Source organism: Burkholderia sp. AU33545, assembly GCF_020419685.1.
Taxonomy (GTDB): Bacteria; Pseudomonadota; Gammaproteobacteria; order Burkholderiales; family Burkholderiaceae; genus Burkholderia; species Burkholderia diffusa.
The window spans coordinates 426,270-445,312 of the sequence record NZ_JAIZRQ010000006.1 but is presented as its reverse complement, the minus strand read 5'-3'; the positions used below and the strand labels follow the sequence as shown (position 1 = coordinate 445,312).

At 66.7% G+C, this 19,043-nt stretch carries 18 protein-coding genes and 1 pseudogene; 10 read left to right on the top strand and 9 right to left on the bottom strand.

The window, feature by feature from the left end:
* The first annotated feature begins 18 nt into the window (after positions 1 to 18).
* From LGM71_RS22255 to LGM71_RS22245, 3 genes are all read left to right on the top strand, one after another.
* Positions 19 to 1,230: a benzoate/H(+) symporter BenE family transporter gene (locus tag LGM71_RS22255; RefSeq protein ID WP_059600364.1), complete on the top strand. Its 1,212-nt coding sequence runs from the start codon at positions 19 to 21 to the stop codon at positions 1,228 to 1,230.
* 169 nt (positions 1,231 to 1,399) lie between these two features.
* Positions 1,400 to 2,353 (top strand): transaldolase, encoded by a 954-nt coding sequence (gene tal / locus LGM71_RS22250; RefSeq protein ID WP_124903321.1) that lies wholly within the window; start codon positions 1,400 to 1,402, stop codon positions 2,351 to 2,353.
* A gap of 246 nt (positions 2,354 to 2,599) precedes the next feature.
* The gene (locus tag LGM71_RS22245) at positions 2,600 to 3,052 is read left to right on the top strand and encodes a VOC family protein (protein WP_059527353.1); all 453 of its coding nucleotides are present in this window, start codon (positions 2,600 to 2,602) and stop codon (positions 3,050 to 3,052) included.
* Positions 3,053 to 3,105: 53 nt separating this feature from the next.
* Here LGM71_RS22245 and LGM71_RS22240 read toward each other — a convergent pair whose 3' ends face one another.
* The 4 genes from LGM71_RS22240 to LGM71_RS22225 form a co-directional block, all read right to left on the bottom strand.
* Entirely contained in the window at positions 3,106 to 3,618 is a 513-nt protein-coding gene (locus tag LGM71_RS22240) for a hypothetical protein (RefSeq protein WP_151049680.1), read from the bottom strand.
* Positions 3,619 to 4,047: 429 nt separating this feature from the next.
* A complete protein-coding gene (mctP, locus tag LGM71_RS22235) occupies positions 4,048 to 5,598 on the bottom strand; it encodes a monocarboxylate uptake permease MctP (protein WP_059680633.1) in 1,551 nt (516 codons plus the stop codon).
* On the bottom strand, positions 5,595 to 5,837 hold the full coding sequence (locus LGM71_RS22230) for a DUF3311 domain-containing protein (RefSeq protein WP_059600360.1): 243 nt from the start codon (positions 5,835 to 5,837) through the stop codon (positions 5,595 to 5,597). Before LGM71_RS22230 ends, mctP begins: the two co-directional genes overlap by 4 nt.
* Before the next feature lie 199 nt (positions 5,838 to 6,036).
* A complete protein-coding gene (locus tag LGM71_RS22225; protein ID WP_059600359.1) occupies positions 6,037 to 6,954 on the bottom strand; it encodes a hypothetical protein in 918 nt (305 codons plus the stop codon).
* 138 nt (positions 6,955 to 7,092) lie between these two features.
* On the opposite strand from LGM71_RS22225, the gene LGM71_RS22220 reads away from it, so the two are divergent.
* On the top strand, positions 7,093 to 7,347 hold the full coding sequence (locus LGM71_RS22220) for a hypothetical protein (RefSeq protein WP_124626901.1): 255 nt from the start codon (positions 7,093 to 7,095) through the stop codon (positions 7,345 to 7,347).
* A 133-nt stretch (positions 7,348 to 7,480) separates the two neighbouring features.
* Here LGM71_RS22220 and LGM71_RS22215 read toward each other — a convergent pair.
* Positions 7,481 to 7,678, bottom strand: a pseudogene (locus LGM71_RS22215) (DNA-deoxyinosine glycosylase); the annotation flags it as partial.
* 229 nt (positions 7,679 to 7,907) lie between these two features.
* Between LGM71_RS22215 and LGM71_RS22210 the strand changes: the two are divergent.
* The gene (locus LGM71_RS22210) at positions 7,908 to 9,710 is read left to right on the top strand and encodes an alkaline phosphatase D family protein (protein ID WP_226116423.1); all 1,803 of its coding nucleotides are present in this window, start codon (positions 7,908 to 7,910) and stop codon (positions 9,708 to 9,710) included.
* A gap of 92 nt (positions 9,711 to 9,802) precedes the next feature.
* On the opposite strand, the gene LGM71_RS22205 is transcribed toward LGM71_RS22210, so the two are convergent.
* From LGM71_RS22205 to LGM71_RS22190, 4 genes are all read right to left on the bottom strand, one after another.
* On the bottom strand, positions 9,803 to 10,279 hold the full coding sequence (locus LGM71_RS22205; RefSeq protein WP_226116421.1) for a DNA-deoxyinosine glycosylase: 477 nt from the start codon (positions 10,277 to 10,279) through the stop codon (positions 9,803 to 9,805).
* A complete protein-coding gene (locus tag LGM71_RS22200) occupies positions 10,279 to 10,875 on the bottom strand; it encodes a chorismate--pyruvate lyase family protein (RefSeq protein ID WP_226116419.1) in 597 nt (198 codons plus the stop codon). Before LGM71_RS22200 ends, LGM71_RS22205 begins: the two co-directional genes overlap by 1 nt.
* 8 nt (positions 10,876 to 10,883) lie before the next feature.
* Positions 10,884 to 12,782, bottom strand: a complete 1,899-nt coding sequence (htpG, locus tag LGM71_RS22195; RefSeq protein ID WP_226116417.1) for a molecular chaperone HtpG — start codon at positions 12,780 to 12,782, stop codon at positions 10,884 to 10,886.
* Positions 12,783 to 12,940: 158 nt separating this feature from the next.
* Complete coding sequence (locus LGM71_RS22190) at positions 12,941 to 14,401, bottom strand: PLP-dependent aminotransferase family protein (RefSeq protein WP_059600355.1); 1,461 nt, start codon at positions 14,399 to 14,401, stop codon at positions 12,941 to 12,943.
* Between the two features lie 233 nt (positions 14,402 to 14,634).
* Here LGM71_RS22190 and LGM71_RS22185 point away from each other — a divergent pair, with 233 nt between their 5' ends.
* The 5 genes from LGM71_RS22185 (at position 14,635) to LGM71_RS22165 (ending at position 19,023) form a co-directional block, all read left to right on the top strand.
* Positions 14,635 to 15,327 (top strand): VOC family protein, encoded by a 693-nt coding sequence (locus LGM71_RS22185; RefSeq protein ID WP_226116415.1) that lies wholly within the window; start codon positions 14,635 to 14,637, stop codon positions 15,325 to 15,327.
* A gap of 57 nt (positions 15,328 to 15,384) precedes the next feature.
* Positions 15,385 to 16,293: a DMT family transporter gene (locus LGM71_RS22180; RefSeq protein ID WP_124626763.1), complete on the top strand. Its 909-nt coding sequence runs from the start codon at positions 15,385 to 15,387 to the stop codon at positions 16,291 to 16,293.
* A gap of 152 nt (positions 16,294 to 16,445) precedes the next feature.
* Entirely contained in the window at positions 16,446 to 17,627 is a 1,182-nt protein-coding gene (locus LGM71_RS22175; protein WP_226116414.1) for a PLP-dependent aminotransferase family protein, read from the top strand.
* 42 nt (positions 17,628 to 17,669) lie between these two features.
* Positions 17,670 to 18,128 carry a RidA family protein gene (locus tag LGM71_RS22170; protein WP_034208050.1) on the top strand — a complete coding sequence of 153 codons (459 nt, stop codon included), beginning with the start codon at positions 17,670 to 17,672 and terminating at the stop codon, positions 18,126 to 18,128.
* Between the two features lie 13 nt (positions 18,129 to 18,141).
* Positions 18,142 to 19,023, top strand: coding sequence for a PhzF family phenazine biosynthesis protein (locus LGM71_RS22165; RefSeq protein ID WP_174906330.1), 882 nt, complete (start codon positions 18,142 to 18,144; stop codon positions 19,021 to 19,023).
* Positions 19,024 to 19,043: the final 20 nt, after the last annotated feature.

Sequence of the window (19,043 nt, the reverse complement as noted above, 5' to 3'; positions counted from 1 at the left end):
GCCTCCCCCGGAGATAGCATGAACCCTTCGCCCACCGCGAGCGCTGGCCGCGCCGGCGGCCGCCGCTTTTTCACCGACACGTCCGTCTCCGCGCTCGTCGCCGGCTTCGTCGCGATGATGACGGGCTACACGAGCTCGCTCGTGCTGATGTTCCAGGCCGGCCGCGCCGCGCACCTGACCGACGCGCAGATCTCGTCGTGGATCTGGGCGCTGTCGATCGGCATGGCGCTGACGACGATCGGCCTGTCGCTGCGCTTTCGCGCGCCCGTCGTGGTCGCATGGTCGACACCCGGCGCCGCGCTGCTGATCGCGTCGCTGCCCGGTGTGCCGTACCCCGAGGCCATCGGCGCGTTCGTCGTGTGCGCGCTGCTGCTGACCGCGGTCGGCGTGAGCGGGCTGTTCGACACGCTGATGCGGCGCATTCCGGCCGGCATCGCGGCGGCCTTGCTCGCGGGCATCCTGTTCGAGATCGGCATCGAGATCTTCCGCGCCGCGCAGTTCCAGACCGCGCTCGTGCTCGCGATGTTCTTCACCTACCTGATCGTCAAGCGACTCGCGCCGCGCTACGCGATCGTCACGACGCTGATCGTCGGCACTGCGGTGGCCGGCGGTCTCGGCCTGCTCGACTTCAGCCGCTTCCACATCGCGCTCGCGCAGCCCGTGTTCACGATGCCCGCGTTCTCGATCGCGTCGATCGTCAGCATCGGCATTCCGCTGTTCGTCGTCGCGATGGCATCGCAGAACGTGCCCGGCATCGCCGTGCTGCGCGCGGACGGTTATTCGACGCCGTCGTCGCCGCTCATCGCGACCACGGGTCTGGCATCGCTGCTGCTCGCGCCGTTCGGCTCGCACGGCGTGAACCTCGCGGCGATCACCGCCGCGATCTGCACCGGCCCCGAAGCGCACGAGGATCACGCGAAGCGCTACACGGCCGCCGTGTGGTGCGGCACGTTCTACCTGGTCGCCGGAATCTTCGGCGCGACGATCGCCGCGCTGTTCGCGGCGCTGCCGAAGGCGCTCGTCGTGTCGGTCGCCGCGCTCGCGCTGTTCGGCTCGATCATGAGCGGGCTCGCAAATGCGATGCAGGACGTAAAGCAGCGCGAAGCCGCGCTCGTGACGTTCATGGTCACCGCGTCGGGCCTCACGCTGCTGTCGATCGGCTCGGCGTTCTGGGGGCTCGTCGCGGGGATCGTCACGCAGGTGATCCTGAACGCGCGGCGCCCCGCGTAGCGCCGCATGGCGCGGCCCCGCACCGCAAACGGCACGCCGAAACGTGCACGACGCGATTCGGGCCTAAAATAGCGGATCGGAGGTGGCGCCCGGGCGCCGCCTCGCTTCGCTGCCGCGCTCGCGCGGCCCGTGAGAACCCCGGCGCCTTGCGCCCTCCTCCCGAATCGCCATGACTACCGCACTCGACCAGCTGAAGCAATATACGACCGTCGTCGCCGACACGGGCGATTTCCAGCAGCTTGCGCAATACAAGCCGCAGGACGCGACCACGAACCCGTCGCTGATCCTGAAGGCCGTCCAGAAGGACGCGTACAAGCCGATCCTCGAGAAAACCGTCCGCGATCATCGCAACGAAAGCACCGATTTCATCATCGACCGCCTGCTGATCGCATTCGGCACCGAGATCCTGAAGCTGATCCCGGGCCGCGTGTCGACCGAGGTCGATGCGCGCCTGTCGTTCGACACGCAGCGCTCGATCGACAAGGGTCGCGAGCTCATCAAGCTTTACGAAGCCGCCGGCATCGGCCGCGAGCGCATCCTGATCAAGCTCGCGTCGACGTGGGAAGGCATTCGCGCGGCCGAGGTGCTGCAGAAGGAAGGGATCAAGTGCAACATGACCCTGCTTTTCTCGCTCGTCCAGGCCGCCGCATGCGCGGAAGCCGGCGCGCAACTGATCTCGCCGTTCGTCGGCCGCATCTACGACTGGTACAAGAAGCAGGCCGGGGCCGACTGGGATGAAGCGAAGAACGGTGGTGCGAACGATCCGGGCGTGCAGTCGGTGCGAGGCATCTACACGTACTACAAGACGTTCGGTTACAACACCGAAGTGATGGGCGCGAGCTTCCGCACGACGAGCCAGATCACCGAGCTCGCGGGCTGCGACCTGCTGACGATCAGCCCCGATTTGCTGCAGAAGCTGCAGGAAAGCAACGATACGGTGGCACGCAAGCTGTCGCCGGACGCGCTGCAGGACAAGCCGACCGAGCGCGTCGCCATCGACGAGGCATCGTTCCGCTTCCAGTTGAACGACGAAGCGATGGCAACGGAAAAACTGGCCGAGGGCATCCGCGTGTTCGCCGCCGACGCGGTGAAGCTCGAGAAGCTGATCGATGCACTGCGCTGAACCGTGCTGCACGTGACGGCTGTCAGTTGAACTGTCAGCAAGCCTGACAACAGCCGTCAGCAAGCGTGACGAACGGCCGCGAACTCCGTGTTCGCGGCCGTTTTTATTTTTCATTCCATCGTCAAGCGCGCGCACTACAATCCACGTCACGAGTGCGCCGGCCGCATCCCGGCGTGCTCTTCCCGGTCAATCTTGGAAGTACCCGGGCCGGCACCGACACGCCGGCCCGGCCAACAGGAGACAACGATGCAGGTCCAACCGTATCTGACGTTCTACGGCCGCGCGGAAGAGGCCCTTCAGTTCTACGAAAAGGCGCTCGGCGCGAAGACGATGTTCAAGATGCACTTCAAGGACGCGCCGCCGAATCCCGACTACCCGATGTCGCCGGAGATGAGCGACAAGGTGATGCATGCGAGCTTCACGATCGGCGACTCGATGATCATGTGCTCGGACGGCGACTGCAGCCAGCCGGGCGGCACGCATTCGGGTTATTCGCTGTCGCTGAACCCGGCGACGGTCGAGGAAGGCCAGAAGCTGTTCAATGCGCTCGCCGACGGCGGCGAAGTGACGATGCCGTTCGGCAAGACGTTCTGGGCGCTCGGCTTCGGCATGGCGAAGGATCGTTTCGGCGTGCACTGGATGGTCAACGTCGAAGATCTCTCGCAACGCGAGGATCTCGCGAAACGCGCGGGGCAGTAACGCACGCGCGCCGCCCGGACCGCCGCGCAAGCGCTGTGGTCCGGGCGGCCTCGCTACTTGCGCAGCGCCTCCGCCAGCGCCCGCTCCAGCGTGCCGTTCGAGCGGCACGCGACGCGCGCGCTCTTCTGCTTGCCGGCCGCGACCACGCTGGCCGTGCCCGCGACGTCGATCGACACGGTCACGCCTTGCGTGGCGTCGTCGATGCGCGTCACGACCTTCAGCGTGTGTGTCACGTTGGACGTCTGCTTCAGCTCGGAGCAATCCAGGAAATTCCCTGCGTTCGGATAATCGGCATAGGCGGCGGCCAGGAGCCCCGCGTCGCGATCGCTGACGCGCACGGCAAGCTTGTGGTCCGCGTAGAACTGCGCGACGGCCGTCCATACTTCGTCATACTTGCGATTGCCGATTACGATGCCCGACGCATCGTCGGCGCCGTGCGCGCCGTCGGACGTATCCTGCCGCTGCGGCGGCGCATCGCGCGCCGCGTACCGCTGTCCTGGACCGTAGACTGAAATGCAGCCGGCGAGCATCGCGCACAGCAGCGCGGCCGGCAAGATCGTTTTCATCGGGCCCACCATCACCGGTAATACATGTTCGCGCAGCCGGCGAGCAGGATCGGGGCGACGAGCACCCACATCAACAGGACTCTCATCGTTCGCCTCACCGGTAGTACGCGTTCACGCAACCGGCAAGCGCGGCGCACCACAGGCCAAGCACCAGCAATCCAATCTTCATCATTGCATCCCTCATGTAGTCGAATCGTGTCGAGATCGAATCACCCGGCGTGGCCGGGCGGGACGCAATACTGGCAAACGGGAAGCGCAGCTTCCAATCGGTCTTCCACCGATTTTCGCCGCGGCGCGACTATCCTAGAATCGCTTGGAGATCAACGGAAACGGAAGCACGGCCGCACGCGGCGTTCACGGCGGACCGTGCAAAACGCCCGCGATTTGCGTCGCGGGCGCCGTGTCGAAACTGCAACAGCCGGGAGGCGTTCAGCCCTCGACGACGTCGAGGTAATCCTCCGGCCGCGTGCGGTCCTCCGCGTGCGCCATGCCCATCATGCGCACCAGCACGCTCACCGCCACCGATACCACCAGGTTCACGACCAGCGACCACACGGCCGCGTAGCCGGGAATCGCGAGACCGAACAGGTGGATCGTGAAGATCGAGCTGGCCAGCTTCAGCGAAATCGCCATCCACGTGCCGCACACGATGCCTGCCGCCCAGCCGGCCAGCAGGCCGCGATGGTCGAGCACGCGCGTGTACAGGCCGAGCACGATCGCCGGCAGCGTCTGGATGATCCAGATCCCACCGAGCAGCTGCAACTGGATCGCGTACGTCAGCGGCAGCCCGAGGATGAACGCGACCGCGCCGACCTTCACGATCAGCGACACGAGTTTCGCGACGTGCGTCTCCTGGTCGTGCGTCATGTTGCGGTTCACGAACTCGCGGTGGATGTTGCGCGTGTACAGGTTCGCGGCCGCGATCGACATGATCGCCGCCGGCACCAGCGCGCCGATGCCGATCGCCGCGAACGCGACGCCGACGAACCACGACGGGAAATACTCGAGGAACAGCGCGGGCACCGCGAAGTTCGGGCCGAACGCCTTGAAGTACGGCGCGTACTGCGGCATGTCCTTCACGCCCGCCGCGAGTGCCATGTAGCCGAGCAGTGCGAGCAGGCCGAGCACGAACGAGTACGCGGGCAGCATCGCCATGTTGCGGCGGATCGAGTTGCCCGACGCCGACGACAGGATCGCCGTGACCGAGTGCGGATACAGGAACAGCGCGAGCGCGGAGCCGATCGCGAGCGTCGCATACGCGCTGTAGCCGTTCAGGCTCGTCGCATCGGGCGCTTTCAGCAGCAGCTTCGCCGGCGGCACCGACGCGAAGATGTGGCTGAAGCCGCCGAGCTTCGCGGGGATCACGATGACCGCCGCCGCGATCGTGATGTAGATCAGGATGTCCTTCACGATCGCGATCATCGCGGGCGCGCGCAGCCCCGACGTGTAGGTGTATGCGGCGAGAATCGCGAACGCGATGATGAGCGGCAGGTCGCCGACGAAGCCGGTCGTGTCGAAACCCAGCGCGCCGATCACGACTTCGATGCCGACGAGCTGCAGCGCGATGTACGGCATCGTCGCGAGGATGCCCGTCACCGCGATCGCGAGCGCGAGCATCCGGCTGCCGTAACGCGCGTTGACGAAGTCGGCGGCCGTCACGTAGCCGTGCCGCTTCGCGATGCTCCACAGCTTCGGAAACACGACGAACGCGAACGGGTAGATCAGGATCGTGTACGGCAACGCGAAGAAGCCCATCGCGCCGGCGCCGAACACGAGCGCGGGCACCGCGACGAACGTGTAGGCCGTGTAGAGGTCGCCGCCGAGCAGGAACCACGTGACGATCGTGCCGAAGCGGCGGCCGCCGAGCCCCCATTCGTCGAGGTGGGCGAGATCGCCGCGCCGCCAGTTCGCGGCGAGAAAACCGAGTATGGTGACACCGATGAACAGGAGTACGAAGACGAAGGTCGCGCCGAGATTCATCGCGCACCTCCCTGCGTGCCGCCTGCCTTCCATGCGTGCTTGGTCTTGAAATACACGAACGCGGTGATCACCGCGCTAATGAACACCCACAACAACTGGTACCAGTAGAAAAACGGAAAACCCAACCATTGCGGTTCGATCTTGCTGTACGAAGGCACCCAGACCATCGCGATCAGCGGCAGCACCAGCAGCCAGAGCCAGCGCTTGGCGGCCCGATTGGCGTCGGCATCGTGAGCCATGACGTCTCCTCATCTTTCCCGGTTATCGATCTTGTCAAGCGGGTACGGCGGCGAGAGGAGGGGCAAAACGGGTAAGCTGCGGCTCCCCTGGCTTCGCGCCAGTATAGGAGCCGCGAGCGAGCGGTCAAGCAGGGGCGAACCCGAGGTGATCCGCCCCCCAGTCAAGCGGTTGCACCGGCATGCGACCGGTGCATGAGCGTCAGATCGCGAACGAGGATTCGCGTGCGCCGGTCGTTTCTTTCAAAGCTTTCACCCACTTGCGCGCGGGGAGCTTCAGCGTGTCCTCGATCAGCTTCGCGCGCGCTTCCAGCTGCGCGAACGACACGTCGAGCGCGGGGCCCGAGAACGCGATCGCGATCCGGTTGCCGTCGTGCACTTCCGGCAGCGCGATCACGCGATGGTCGAACGCCGCGTTCAGGTGCTTCATGTTGCGCACGAAGCTCGGATGGTCGCCGAACAGGTTGATCGTCGCGACGCCCGCGTCGGCGAGGCAGCCGCGCACCGCGCGGTAGAACGCGACGCTGTCGAGCACCGGGCCGCGGGCGGTCGCGTCGTACAGGTCGATCTGCAATGCGCCCGTCGTGCCGCGGTTGGCCGGATCGTTGACGAAATCCCATGCATCGGCTTCATGCACGACGAGGCGTGCGTCATCGGGCGGCAGCGCGAACATCGTGCGCGCCGCGACGATCACGGCCGGGTTGAGTTCGACGGCCTCGACCTTCGCGTGCGGCAGGAAGCGGTGCGAGAACTTGGTGAGCGCGCCGGTGCCGAGCCCGAGCTGGACGATCCGCTCGGGCGTTTCGAGGAACAGCAGCCACGCCATCATCTGCTGCGCGTATTCGAGCTCGATGTGCAGCGGCTTCGAGATCCGCATCGCACCCTGCACCCATTCGGTACCGAAGTGCAGGAAGCGCACGCCGCGCTCTTCAGAGAACGTGACGGGTGCGAAGCGCGGCTTGCGCGGCGCCTCGAGGACGGGCACGTCGTCGTGTTCGTCGATCTCCGGACGGCGCTTCACGCGCGGCGGCTGGAGCTTTTCGGAGCCGTTGTAGGCGGCCGGCTTGCGTTGCTTGAACGCGCGCGCCTCGGCGGACGCGCGCTTGATCAGTCGGGTCATGTGTGAATCTCGCTGGGTGAAGCTGGTTTTGGCGGACGAGAGGATAGCATTGGCGGGGGATGGTGGCCGTGCCGCATGCCCTGCATGACTTCGAATCCGGTTGGCGCTACGCTGCATTCGGTGATCCAGGGAGGACGCATGAACTCGAACGGCAAAAGGATCTGGTTTCCGGCAAAGCGCTACGGATGGGGCTGGGGGTTGCCGGTCGCATGGCAGGGATGGGTCGTGTTGCTGCTGTTCGCGATCGGGATCCTCGCCACCGCGTGGCTCGTGCCGCCGCAACGCTCGCCGCTTGCATACGGCACCTGCGTCGTGGTGTGGGTCGCGCTGCTGATTGCAGTGTGCCTGCTCAAGGGCGAGAAGCCCCGGTGGCGATGGGGCGACGACGAGTGATCGGCGCGACGATATCCGCCGAATCGTCCGATCAACAGGCGTTCGACGGCACGGCATCAGCAAGCCGCTGACCATCGTCATGGCGAACATGGCCCGCCATTGGCTGAGTCATGACGAAGTCGCGGCGATGCTGGTCGGCAAGCGCGTGACGTTCGTGCGGATTCGCATTCCGGATCGCAGAATCGAGACTGCCTTGCCGATGGCACGCATCGAGGACGTCCCAGATGCCGATGCCGTGCGAAAGCACGCGCTCGAGCCGCGCGTCGTACACAAGCTCGTGCAGCCCCGGCTCGCCGAGCACGGCACCGAGCAACCGCCAGAGCTGGTTGCGGTTTGGGTCGATTTGACATCAGATCAATCGCTGCGAGGCCCACGGCATCGAAACGGAATGGCTAACGACTTTTCACGAGCAGATCTTCGAGGTAGTGTCGTAAATCGACCATTCCCCCCGCTCGTGCCCGGTGGCGGGAGGCAGGATTGCAGACCGAGAGACGCAATCGCGTACTGCTGCATCGCGACGCGCCTCTCCTGGCATCCACGGTATGTCGATCGGAGGATCGATGGATCGCCGCCATTTCCTCAAGTCGTCGACCTTTTTCACGGTTGCGGCAGCTACCGGTACGCTTGGCGTTCCGCGGTCGGCCCCGTCTGCCAGCACCGTGCGCAAAGGCCGGTATCGGTTCCCGCAGGGCGTCGCCAGCGGTGATCCGCGCGATCGCTCCGTCGTGTTCTGGACGCGATGCGTGCCGGTCTTCGAGGACACGCGGCACCGCGCAAAAGGCGTCGCGCACACGGTCCCGTTACGGCTCGAAGTATCGACGCGGCCGGATTTCTCGGCGCTCGTCGCCAGCGTACCGTTGAGGGCACGCGCCACCTATGACTTCACCGTGCGCGCGAAGGTAACGGAGCTCTCACCGAATATCACGTACCACTACCGGTTCGTCGCCGGCGACGACGTGAGTGCCGCCGGCGCCGCACGCACGGCTCCGGATGCCGATGAAGCCAACAACCGCGTTCGCTTCGCCTGGCTCACCTGCCAGGACTGGAGCATCAATCACTGGCAAGCCATGAGCCTGCTGGCAGCCGAAAGCGATCTCGATTTCGTCGTGCATGTGGGCGATTACATCTATGAAACGGTCGGGTCCTCGAAACCCGGCGCGGTCGAGGCGGCGCATCCTCCGCTGCGCCTGCCAGACGGAAAGCCTCTCGCCGATGGCCGCGTGTATGCCGATACGCTCGAAGACTATCGGACGCTCTATCGCACCTATCGTGCCGACCCGCGCTTGCAGACGCTGCACCGGCGCCTGCCGATGATCGCGATATGGGACGACCACGAGTTCTCCGACGACTGCTGGCAGGATCATCAGGTCTACACCAACGAAGAGAGGCAGGAGACGCAGCGTCGCCGCAACGCCAGTCGCGCGTGGGCGGAGTACATGCCGGTGGACTGGAGCGACGTGCGCTTCGAACCGGACAATCCGTCGTACACCAACATTCGTATCTATCGCGAATTTCGCTTCGGCGTGCTGATGCATCTCGTGATGACGGACGAGCGGCTGTATCGCGACGACCATGTCGTCAGCGAGGCGGCTGTCGCGCGCACACACGGGCACGACCCGGTCAATGGCGATGACGCGGCCGGCTCGCGCTACTTCGTCAACCAGAATGTGCTGCAGCGCTTCGAGGCGCGGGATACCGAGCAGCTCGGTCACGCGCCGTCGATGCTCGGCGCGGAGCAGACGCAATGGTGGAAAGCCACGCTAAAGGGTTCGCCTGCGACCTGGAAGGTGTGGGGCAACGAGGTGATGTTGAACCGTCTGTGGGCCGTGATGCCAGGCGCGCCGAAGACACCGGCAGCACGCCTCGTGGTCGATTGCGACGCATGGGACGGCTATCCGGCGCACAAACACGAACTGCTCTCATACTTGAACGAGCAGGGGGTCCGCAACGTCGTCGCGATCAGCGGGGACCTGCACGCGTTTCAGTGTGGCGTCGTGCGGGACGACCCCGACCCGGAAAAAGGTACGCCCGTGGCCGTCGATTTCGTTTGCGCAGGCATCAGCAGCGCGTCCTTCTATTCCTACCTGAAAGCCGCATGGGGCGGCACGCCGCTTGCGTCGCTGGCCGCCACTCCGGCCAAACTCGACACCTTCCTGATGACGAACAACCCCGACCTGCGCTACGCCGACCACGACGCACAGGGCTATGCGTCGGCCACCGTCACGCCGGAGCGTTTTTCCGTGGTGTTCAACAAAGTGAGGCCGTTGAACCCGGACGGCACCGCTCCCGCGGATGCCCTGCTCGACCGCACGCGGCTGACCGTGCCCAAGGACTCGGTCGAGGTACGCGTCGAACGCGTCTAGCTTCACGCTTCAGCAATGGCGCATGTTCGCGCAGCGCATCGAAAACTGGTTGAGGTTTGGGCTGATTCGACACCCGGAGACCATCCATGCAATCAGGATTCGACTTCGCGCCAACGCAGCAGCTTTTGCTCGAACGAAAGCGAAGCATTTGCCGGGCTCGAAGACGGCAGAACGAGCGTTTCGTAACCGGCTGCGCCGATCACTTCAGCAAACCGCCCCGCCGTCTTGCCGTTGAAGCAGACCTTCTTCAGCAACGGCGCATGCTCGCGCAATGAGTCGAAGTCGTTCGGCTTCGCATGCCGGATCGCCGAATCGAGACTGCCTTCGCGATGGCACGCGGCCAGCACGTCCCAGATGCCGATGCCGTGCGAAAGCACGCGCTCGAGCCGCGCGTCGTACACAAGCTCGTGCAGCCCCGGCTCGCCGAGCACGGCACCGAGCAACCGCCAGAACTGGTTGCGCGGATGCGCGTAGTACTGCGCGGCATCGAGCGACGCCTCGCCCGGAAAGCTGCCGAGGATCATCGTGTGCGTATGCGGCCCGACGACCGGCCCAAAGCCCTGCAGCATCACGCCGCCCCGCGCGGCCCGACGGATCGCGGCCCGTCGCCGTGCGCATCGAGATGGCGCCACAGCGCAGGCAGCATGCACTCGGTGACCATCAACGGCTTGCCGTGCCGCTGGAACACCGAGCGCCGCGCGGCGAACGCATGCGGCGCTCGCGCACCCTGCAACGCATGGCTCGCGAGCGCATACAGTGGATGACCGGCGATCACGCGCCGGCTGACGAGCGCGGAGCGTTCGACTTGCGGATCGCTGTACAGCAGCTCCGCGAGCGGCCGCGTGCGCAACCGCCGCATCGCCTGCCACACGCCCTTGCTGGCGGCAAGCGGCGCGATGCTGTGCGCGGCGACGTACGGCATGCCGTCGACCGACAGGATCACCTCGCGCACCCACATCGGCGCGCGCGGCGCACTGTCGAGCGCATCCGGTTCGTCGAACCACGCGCAGTCGACGGCCTCGCGCGTCACGCGTACGCTCACACCGCCGAGCCGCGCCAGATGCGCGGTCAACGAACCACCGCGCGTCAGCCAGTCGCGCTGGTCGAGCGTGCAGCCGGGCCGGGGCGTTTCGCGCCAGCCCGCCCGTGCGCCGTCGAATCGCATCCGCGCGTTCACGCGGAGCGCGACAGCAGCAGCGCGTTGGTCCGCTTCACGAAGCTCGCCGGATCGTCGAGCATCCCGCCTTCGGCCAGCAACGCCTGGTCGAACAGCAGGTGGCACCAGTCGCCGAAGTTGGCGCTGTCGGCGTTCAGCTGCTTCACAAGCGCGTGCTCCGGGTTGATCTCGAGAATCGGCTGCATCGCCGGCGCGTTCTGGCCGGCCGCCTTCAGCATCCGCTGCAGGTAACCGCTCATGTCGTTATCGTCCGCGACGAGGCACGACGGTGAATCGGTCAGGCGGAACGTGACGCGCACTTCCTTCACCTTGTCACCGAGCGCTTCCTTCATCTTCTCGACGACCGGCTTGATCGCCTCGCCCGCCTGCTCCTGCGCCTTCTTTTCCTCGTCGTTCAGCTCGCCGAGGTCGAGATCGCCGCGGGCCACGCTCGCGAGCGGCTTGCCGTCGAATTCATGCAGGAACGACAGCATCCATTCGTCGACGCGATCGGTCAGCAGCAGCACCTCGACACCCTTCTTGCGGAACACTTCCAGGTGCGGGCTGTTCTTCGCGGCCTGCCACGTATCGGCAGTCACGTAGTAGATCTTGCTCTGCTCGGGCTTCATGCGCGACACGTAGTCGGCGAGCGACACGTCCTGCGCGTCGGTGTCGCCGTGCGTCGAGGCGAAGCGCAGCAGCTTCGCGATCCGCTCGCGGTTCGCGTGATCCTCGCCCAGACCTTCCTTCAGCACCTGGCCGAACGCGCTCCAGAACGTCTTGTACTTCTCCTTGCCGGCGTCCTCTTCCGCGTTCGCGAGTTCCTCGAGCATCGACAGCGCGCGCTTGGTCACGCCTTCGCGGATCGCCTTCACGTCGCGGCTTTCCTGCAGGATTTCACGCGACACGTTCAGCGGCAGGTCGGCCGAATCGACGACGCCCTTCACGAAGCGCAGGTATTGCGGCAGCAGCTGCTCGGCGTCGTCCATGATGAACACGCGCTTCACGTACAGCTTCAGGCCACCGCGGTAATCGCGGTTCCACAGGTCGAACGGCGCATGCGCCGGCACGAACAGCAGCTGCGTGTATTCGCTGCGGCCCTCGACGCGGTTGTGCGTCCACGTGAGCGGATCCTGGTGGTCGTGCGCGATATGCTGGTAGAACTGCGTGTACTGCTCGTCGGTGACGTCGCTCTTCGAACGCGTCCAGAGCGCACTCGCCTGGTTGACGGTCTCGTCCTCGTCCTTCAGGACCATCTCGCCCTTTTCCTGATCCCACTCTTCCTTCTGCATCAGGATCGGCAGCGCGATGTGATCGGAATACTTCTGGATGATCGACTTCAAGCGGTGCGACGACAGCAGTTCGTCCTCGCCTTCGCGCAGGTGCAGCGTGATCGTCGTGCCGCGTTGCGCGCGCTCGATCGCGTCGATCGTGAAATCGCCCTCGCCCGCGCTTTCCCAGCGCACGGCTTCGTTCGCCGGCAGGCCCGCGCGGCGCGTCTCGACGGTGATCTTGTCCGCGACGATGAAGCCCGAGTAGAAGCCGACGCCGAACTGGCCGATCAGCGCCGCGTCCTTCTGCTGGTCACCGGACAGCTTCGTGAAGAATTCCTTGGTGCCCGAACGCGCGATCGTGCCGAGGTTCGCGATCGCCTCGTCGCGGCTCATGCCGATGCCGTTGTCGTCGATCGTGATCGTGCGGGCGGCCTTGTCGTAGCCGATGCGGATGCGCAGGTTCGGATCGTTCTCGTACAGCGCGTTGTCCGCGAGCCCTTCGAAACGCAGCTTGTCGGCGGCGTCGGACGCGTTCGACACCAGTTCGCGCAGGAAGATTTCCTTGTTGCTGTAGAGCGAATGAATCATCAGGTGGAGGAGTTGCTTGACCTCTGCCTGAAAGCTCATCGTTTCGTGTGCCATGGATGCTGTTTCCTCTTACATGAACTTGAATGGTGTGGCGCGGGCGGCCGGCGCGCGATGCCGGCGGGCCCGTCAAGGACGACCGCCTGGCGCAAGCGGTTCGCGCGGGTATCTGGGGACGGGCGAGCGGATTTCAAGGGGCGGCCTGCCGCCCCGCGTCACGACGCGCGCCGCGCCGCCGCTTCGATATAGCGCGCAAGAAACCCCGGCAGTGCCGGATCGCCGCAGTTCGCGACGTTGAAGCGCGTCCAGGTCGACGACGACTGCTGCGGCGAGAACAGGCTCCCCGGCGTCAGCAGGAACCCTTCCTCGTGCGCGGCGGCCGCGAGCGCGTCCGAATCGACGCCCGTGTCGGCCCACAGGAACATCCCCGCCGCCGGCATCGTGAAGAGCCGCAACCCGGTACGCTCGAGCATCCGCGCGGTCTTGTCGCGCACGCCGTCGAGCCGCGCGCGCAGGCGCTCGACGTGGCGCCGGTAATGCCCTTCGGTCAGGATCTTGTACAAGACGCGCTCGTTGAGCTCCGGCGTCGTCATGCCGACCAGCATTTTCTGGTCGGTGACCGCCTTTGCGATCTCCGGTGCGCAGGCGACATAGCCGACCCGCAAATTCGCCGCGAGCGTCTTCGAATAGCTGCCCAAGTAGATCACGCGCTTCAGCTGGTCGAGACTCGCGAGCCGCGTGGCCGGATAGCTCGGCGGGCACAGGTCGCCGTACACGTCGTCCTCGACGACGAGGAAGTCGTACGCTTCCGCGAGCTTCAGGATCCGGAACGCCTGCGCGGCCGACAGCGACGTGCCGGTCGGGTTCTGCAGCACCGAATTGATCACGAGCATCTTCGGCCGCCACATCTGCACGAGCGTTTCCAGCGCGTCGAGATCGGGGCCGTCGGGCGTATAGGGCATGCCGACCAGTTGCGCGCCCTGCGACGCGAAGCGGCCGAACATCTGGAACCACGCGGGATCGCCGACGATCACCGCATCGCCGGGCCGCACGTAGATCCGCGAGATCAGGTCGATCGCCTGCGTGATGCCCGACACCAGCACGAGCTGCTCGGGCTTCGCGCCGATCTCGACTTCCGCGAGCCGCGTCTGCAATTGCTGGCGCAGCGGCAGGAAGCCTTGCGCGGTGCCGAAACCGAGCATCTGCGCGCCGGACTGGCGTCCGAGCGCGCGCAGCGCGCCGGTGATCAGCTCGCCGTCGAGCCAGCGGCCCGGCAAGTAGCCGAGACCCGGCCCTTTTTCCGGACTGACGGTGTGCAGCATGTTGCGCAGCAGCCAGACGACGTCGATCGTGTTGTGCACGGGCGCGGCCTCGGCCACGCGCACCACGTTGTCGGCCGGCTGCGGGCCGGTGGCCGTACGCTCGCGCACGTAGAAACCCGAGCCGCGCCGCGAGTCGAGGTAGCCTTGCGCGACGAGCCGTTCGTACGCTTCCACCACGGTAAAGCGCGACACGCTCTTGTCGAGCGCGAGCTTGCGGATCGACGGCATCCGCATGCCGGGCCGGAACACGCGTTCGTCGATTCGGCGCCGCGCCCATTGGACGAGCTGGTCGACGAGCGTGAGCGTGGCCGTATCGTGCGGCGCGGGAATCTGGGCGAGTGGGACGGTGGACATGGGTGGTGGCTGCTCCAACTGTACCGAAGGCTATCGCGCCGATTGTACCGTTACTGTGCCGGTGCCGACGATTACAGTTGGCACGAATGGCGATCGTGCGGCTGCCGTCGCGGCCTTGCCGCACGTGGTGCCGCACCGCCGGGCCTGCATCGCGGCCCGGGCACCGGCCGTTTCCGCAACCGTCCGGCGCATCGCCCGCCCACCATGACACTTTCGCTTCCCGACCGACGTTCATGCCAGCCCGCTCCCTGACCCTCGACCATCTCGTGATCGCCGCGCGCACGCTCGACGAAGGCGTGCGCCATGTCGCCGCTTCGCTCGGCATCGAGCCGGCCGGCGGCGGCCGCCACCCGCTGATGCGGACCCACAATGCGCTGTTCGGCGCCTGGGGCGGGCTCTACCTCGAAGTGATCGCGATCGACCCCGACGCACCCGCCCCGGACGACGGCGCCACGCCGCCGCGCGCGCGGCTGTTCGCGCTCGACGATCCGGCGATGCACGCACGGCTCGCGCAGGGCCCGTTTCTCGCTCACTGGGTCGCGCGCGTCGACCGCCCGCGCCAGCTCGCGATGTGGCAAAGCCAGTACCCGGCGCGCATCGCGCCGGTCGTCGCGATGCGGCGCGGCGACCTGAGCTGGGGTCTCACGGTGCCCGACGACGGCGCGTTTCCCGCGTGGCAAGGCGTCGGCGACGGCCTCGTGCCATCGCTGATCCAGTGGGACAGCCCGCGCCATCCGGCCGAATCGCTGCCGAACGACGGCGTCGCACTGAAAGCGCTCAAGGGCATCCACCCGCATGCGGACGTCATCCGCGAGCAGCTCGACTGGCTCGGCGCCGGCCATCTGCTCGACGTCGACACCGGCGACGGCCCGCCGGCGCTCGTCGCCGAATTCGACACGCCGCAGGGCGCACGCACGCTGCGCTGAACGCCCCTGCCGCCCCCCCCGATTACACGAACCCCGCATTACGGAGACACCCATTTCATGAATTCGCGCGAAACCCGGGGCATGCTGCTCGGCCTCATCGGCGTGATGATCTTCAGCCTGACGCTGCCGATGACGCGGATCGTCGTTTCCGAACTCAACCCGCTGCTGAACGGGCTCGGCCGCGCGCTCGCCGCGTCGGTGCCGGCCGGCCTGCTGCTGTGGTGGCGCCGCGAACGGCTGCCGACCCGCGCGCAGCTGAAAAGCCTCGCGGTCGTGTCGGCCGGCGTGATCATCGCGTATCCGGTGTTCTCCGCCTGGGCGATGAAAACCGTGCCGGCCTCGCACGGCGCGGTCGTCAACGGGCTGCAGCCGCTGTTCGTCGCGCTGTACGCGGCGTGGCTGTCGCACGAGCGGCCGTCGAAGGCGTTCTGGGCCAGCGCGCTGGCGGGCAGCGCGCTCGTGATCGCGTTCGCGCTGCGTGACGGCGGCGGCACGGTGCAGGCCGGCGACGCACTGATGCTCGTCGCGGTCGGCATCGGCGCGCTCGGCTACGCGGAAGGCGCGCGCCTCGCGCGCCAGATCGGCGGCTGGCAGGTGATCTGCTGGGCGCTCGTCGTGTCCGCGCCGTTCCTGGTGCTGCCGGTCGGCTGGCTCGCATGGACGCAGCACGTCGCGCACCCTGCCCCGCTCGCGTTGCGCACGTGGCTTGCATTCGGCTACGTGACCCTTTTTTCGCAATTCATCGGCTTTTTCGCGTGGTACGCCGGACTCGCCATGGGCGGCATCGCGCGGGTCGGCCAGGTGCAGCTGCTGCAGATCTTCTTCACGATCGCCTTTTCCGCGCTGCTGTTCGGCGAGACGGTGACGCCGTCGACCTGGCTGTTCGCGGCCGCCGTGATCGCGACCGTGATGCTGGGCCGGCGCTCGGCGGTGGCCACGGCCCCGCGCGCCGCTCGCGCCGGTTGATGAGGTGCGCCATAATGTTCGTTTTGCCTGAACGGTTTTGCCCACCCGGCCGCGACGGCCCGATCGCGCTCCCGCGCGCCCACCCGGCCGCGTCGACGCGATCAGCCCGATCGACCTTTCTTGACTGACCACGATATCCGAACGAGGAGACTATGAATCCGAGCGACCTGCATCCGCCGCACTGGCAGCTTTCCGAACGCGCCCGCAAGCTGACGAGCTCTGCGATCCGCGAGATCCTGAAGGTCACGGAACGCCCCGAGGTCATCTCGTTCGCAGGCGGCCTGCCCGCTCCCGCGACGTTCCCGGCCGAACGCATGCGCGCCGCGGCCGACCGCGTGCTGCGCGATGCGCCCGCCGCCGCACTCCAGTACAGCGCGACCGAAGGCTACCTGCCGCTGCGCGAATGGATCGCCGAGCGCTACAGCGTGCGCGTGTCGCAGGTGCTGATCACGACCGGCTCGCAGCAGGCGCTCGACCTGCTCGGCAAGGCGCTGATCGATCAGGACAGCCCGATCCTCGTCGAAACCCCGACCTACCTCGGCGCGCTGCAGTCGTTCTCGCTGTACGAGCCCCGCTACGTGCAGGTGCCGACCGACGAGCTGGGCCTGCTGCCCGAAGGCCTCACGCCCGACCTGACGCAAGGTGCGCGCCTGCTGTACGCGCAGCCGAACTTCCAGAACCCGACCGGCCGCCGCCTGCCCGTCGAGCGCCGTCGCGCGCTCGCCGCGTTCGCGCAGTCGAGCCCGTTCCCGGTGCTGGAAGACGACCCGTACGGCGCACTGAACTACCAGGGCGAACCGCTGCCGACGATGCTGTCGATGGCGCCCGACCATATCGTGCACCTCGGCACGTTCTCGAAGGTGCTCGCGCCGGGCCTGCGGATCGGCTACATCATTGCCCCCGAGGAGCTCCACTTCAAGCTCGTGCAGGCCAAGCAGGCCACCGACCTGCACACGCCGACGCTCACGCAGCGCATCGCGCACGAAGTGATCAAGGACGGCTTCCTCGACGAGCACATCCCGACGATCCGCCAGCTGTACGGCGCGCAATGCGAGGCGATGCTCGCGTCGCTCGCGCGCCACATGCCGGAAGGCGTCACGTGGAACCGCCCGGACGGCGGCATGTTCATCTGGGTCAATCTGCCCGCGCAGATCGACAGCATGAAGCTGCTCGAGGCCGCGGTCGCCAACCACGTCGCCTTCGTGCCGGGCGCGCCGTTCTTCGCGAACGACCCGCAGCAGAACACGCTGCGCCTGTCGTTCGTGACGGTGCCGCCGGAGAAGATCGAGGAAGGCGTCGCGCGCCTCGGCAAGCTGCTGCGCGAGCGTCTCTGATCCCCTTTTTCCTGTCACGACTCTCAACGAGGAATCGAACACATGGCTAACGTCTACGACAAACTGAAGTCGCTCGGCATCGAACTCCCGACCGCCGGCGCACCCGCCGCCGCCTACGTGATGAGCGCGCAAAGCGGCAACACGGTCTACCTGTCGGGCCACATCGCGAAGAAGGACGGCAAGGTCTGGGCCGGCAAGCTCGGCGCGGATCTGCAGACGGAAGACGGCAAGGCGGCCGCGCGCTCGATCGCGATCGACCTGCTCGCGACGCTGCACGCGCACACGGGCGACCTGAACAAGGTCACGCGCATCGTGAAGCTGATGAGCCTCGTCAACTCGACGCTCGACTTCACCGAACAGCACATCGTGACGAACGGTGCGTCGGAACTGATCGCCGAAGTGTTCGGCGACGCAGGCAAGCACGCGCGTTCGGCGTTCGGCGTCGCGCAGATTCCGCTCGGCGCGTGCGTCGAGATCGAACTGATCGCCGAAGTCGCGTAACGGGCGCATCAATATGACCGGTCGTCTCGTCCGCTTCAAGCAGGTCGACGTCTTCACGTCGGTGCCGTTCAAGGGCAACCCGCTCGCCGTCGTGTTCGACGCCGATTCGCTCGGCGACGACGCCATGCTCGAGATCGCCCGCTGGACGAACCTGTCGGAAACGACGTTCGTCTGCACGCCGACCGATCCGGACGCCGACTACCGCGTGCGGATCTTCACGACGGCCGGTGAACTGCCGTTCGCCGGCCATCCGACGCTCGGCACCGCGCATGCGTTCCTGGAAAGCGGCGCGCGGCCACGCACGCCGGGCCGGCTGATCCAGCAGTGCGGGGTCGGCCGGGTCGCGCTGCGCGAGCAGGCCGGCGGCTGGGCGTTCGCCGCGCCGCCGGCCCGCGTCACGCCGCTCGACCGTTCGGACTACGCGGCGCTGGCTGCCGCGTTGCGCAGTGACGCGATCGATCTGGAAGCCGAGCCGTGTGCGGTGGACAACGGCGCGCCGTGGCTGGTCGTGCGACTGAAGTCGGCCGACGCGTGCGTCGGCCTGTCGCCCGATCCGGCCGCGCTGGAGGCACTCACGCGCCGCTATGGCGTGGACGGCCTCGCCGTCTACGCGCCGCATGCCGAAGGCGGCCCCGCGACATTCGAAATCCGCTGCCTGATGACGGGCGGCAACTTCGGCTTCGGCGAGGACCCGGTCACCGGCAGCGCCAACGCGGCGCTGGCCGGGCTGCTGACACGGCAGGAGCGCCGCCCCGGCCAGTCGTATACGGCCCGCCAGGGTACGGCCATCGGCCGCGACGGCCGCATCTCCGTCAGTTATGACGAAGACGGCACCACGTGGATCGGCGGCCACGTCGTCACGGTCGTCGACGGCACCTTCCGGTCTCCTGTTTAACATTTCGCGATGTGCGATGG

What these genes read in the sequence shown, in the direction of transcription:
- LGM71_RS22255 (WP_059600364.1), top strand. Translation starts at nt 19, where the DNA reads ATGAACCCTTCGCCCACCGCGAGCGCTGGCCGCGCCGGCGGCCGCCGC.
- tal (WP_124903321.1), top strand. Translation starts at nt 1,400, where the DNA reads ATGACTACCGCACTCGACCAGCTGAAGCAATATACGACCGTCGTCGCC.
- LGM71_RS22245 (WP_059527353.1), top strand. Translation starts at nt 2,600, where the DNA reads ATGCAGGTCCAACCGTATCTGACGTTCTACGGCCGCGCGGAAGAGGCC.
- LGM71_RS22240 (WP_151049680.1), bottom strand. Translation starts at nt 3,618, where the DNA reads ATGAAAACGATCTTGCCGGCCGCGCTGCTGTGCGCGATGCTCGCCGGC.
- mctP (WP_059680633.1), bottom strand. Translation starts at nt 5,598, where the DNA reads ATGAATCTCGGCGCGACCTTCGTCTTCGTACTCCTGTTCATCGGTGTC.
- LGM71_RS22230 (WP_059600360.1), bottom strand. Translation starts at nt 5,837, where the DNA reads ATGGCTCACGATGCCGACGCCAATCGGGCCGCCAAGCGCTGGCTCTGG.
- LGM71_RS22225 (WP_059600359.1), bottom strand. Translation starts at nt 6,954, where the DNA reads ATGACCCGACTGATCAAGCGCGCGTCCGCCGAGGCGCGCGCGTTCAAG.
- LGM71_RS22220 (WP_124626901.1), top strand. Translation starts at nt 7,093, where the DNA reads ATGAACTCGAACGGCAAAAGGATCTGGTTTCCGGCAAAGCGCTACGGA.
- LGM71_RS22210 (WP_226116423.1), top strand. Translation starts at nt 7,908, where the DNA reads ATGGATCGCCGCCATTTCCTCAAGTCGTCGACCTTTTTCACGGTTGCG.
- LGM71_RS22205 (WP_226116421.1), bottom strand. Translation starts at nt 10,279, where the DNA reads ATGCTGCAGGGCTTTGGGCCGGTCGTCGGGCCGCATACGCACACGATG.
- LGM71_RS22200 (WP_226116419.1), bottom strand. Translation starts at nt 10,875, where the DNA reads ATGCGATTCGACGGCGCACGGGCGGGCTGGCGCGAAACGCCCCGGCCC.
- htpG (WP_226116417.1), bottom strand. Translation starts at nt 12,782, where the DNA reads ATGGCACACGAAACGATGAGCTTTCAGGCAGAGGTCAAGCAACTCCTC.
- LGM71_RS22190 (WP_059600355.1), bottom strand. Translation starts at nt 14,401, where the DNA reads ATGTCCACCGTCCCACTCGCCCAGATTCCCGCGCCGCACGATACGGCC.
- LGM71_RS22185 (WP_226116415.1), top strand. Translation starts at nt 14,635, where the DNA reads ATGCCAGCCCGCTCCCTGACCCTCGACCATCTCGTGATCGCCGCGCGC.
- LGM71_RS22180 (WP_124626763.1), top strand. Translation starts at nt 15,385, where the DNA reads ATGAATTCGCGCGAAACCCGGGGCATGCTGCTCGGCCTCATCGGCGTG.
- LGM71_RS22175 (WP_226116414.1), top strand. Translation starts at nt 16,446, where the DNA reads ATGAATCCGAGCGACCTGCATCCGCCGCACTGGCAGCTTTCCGAACGC.
- LGM71_RS22170 (WP_034208050.1), top strand. Translation starts at nt 17,670, where the DNA reads ATGGCTAACGTCTACGACAAACTGAAGTCGCTCGGCATCGAACTCCCG.
- LGM71_RS22165 (WP_174906330.1), top strand. Translation starts at nt 18,142, where the DNA reads ATGACCGGTCGTCTCGTCCGCTTCAAGCAGGTCGACGTCTTCACGTCG.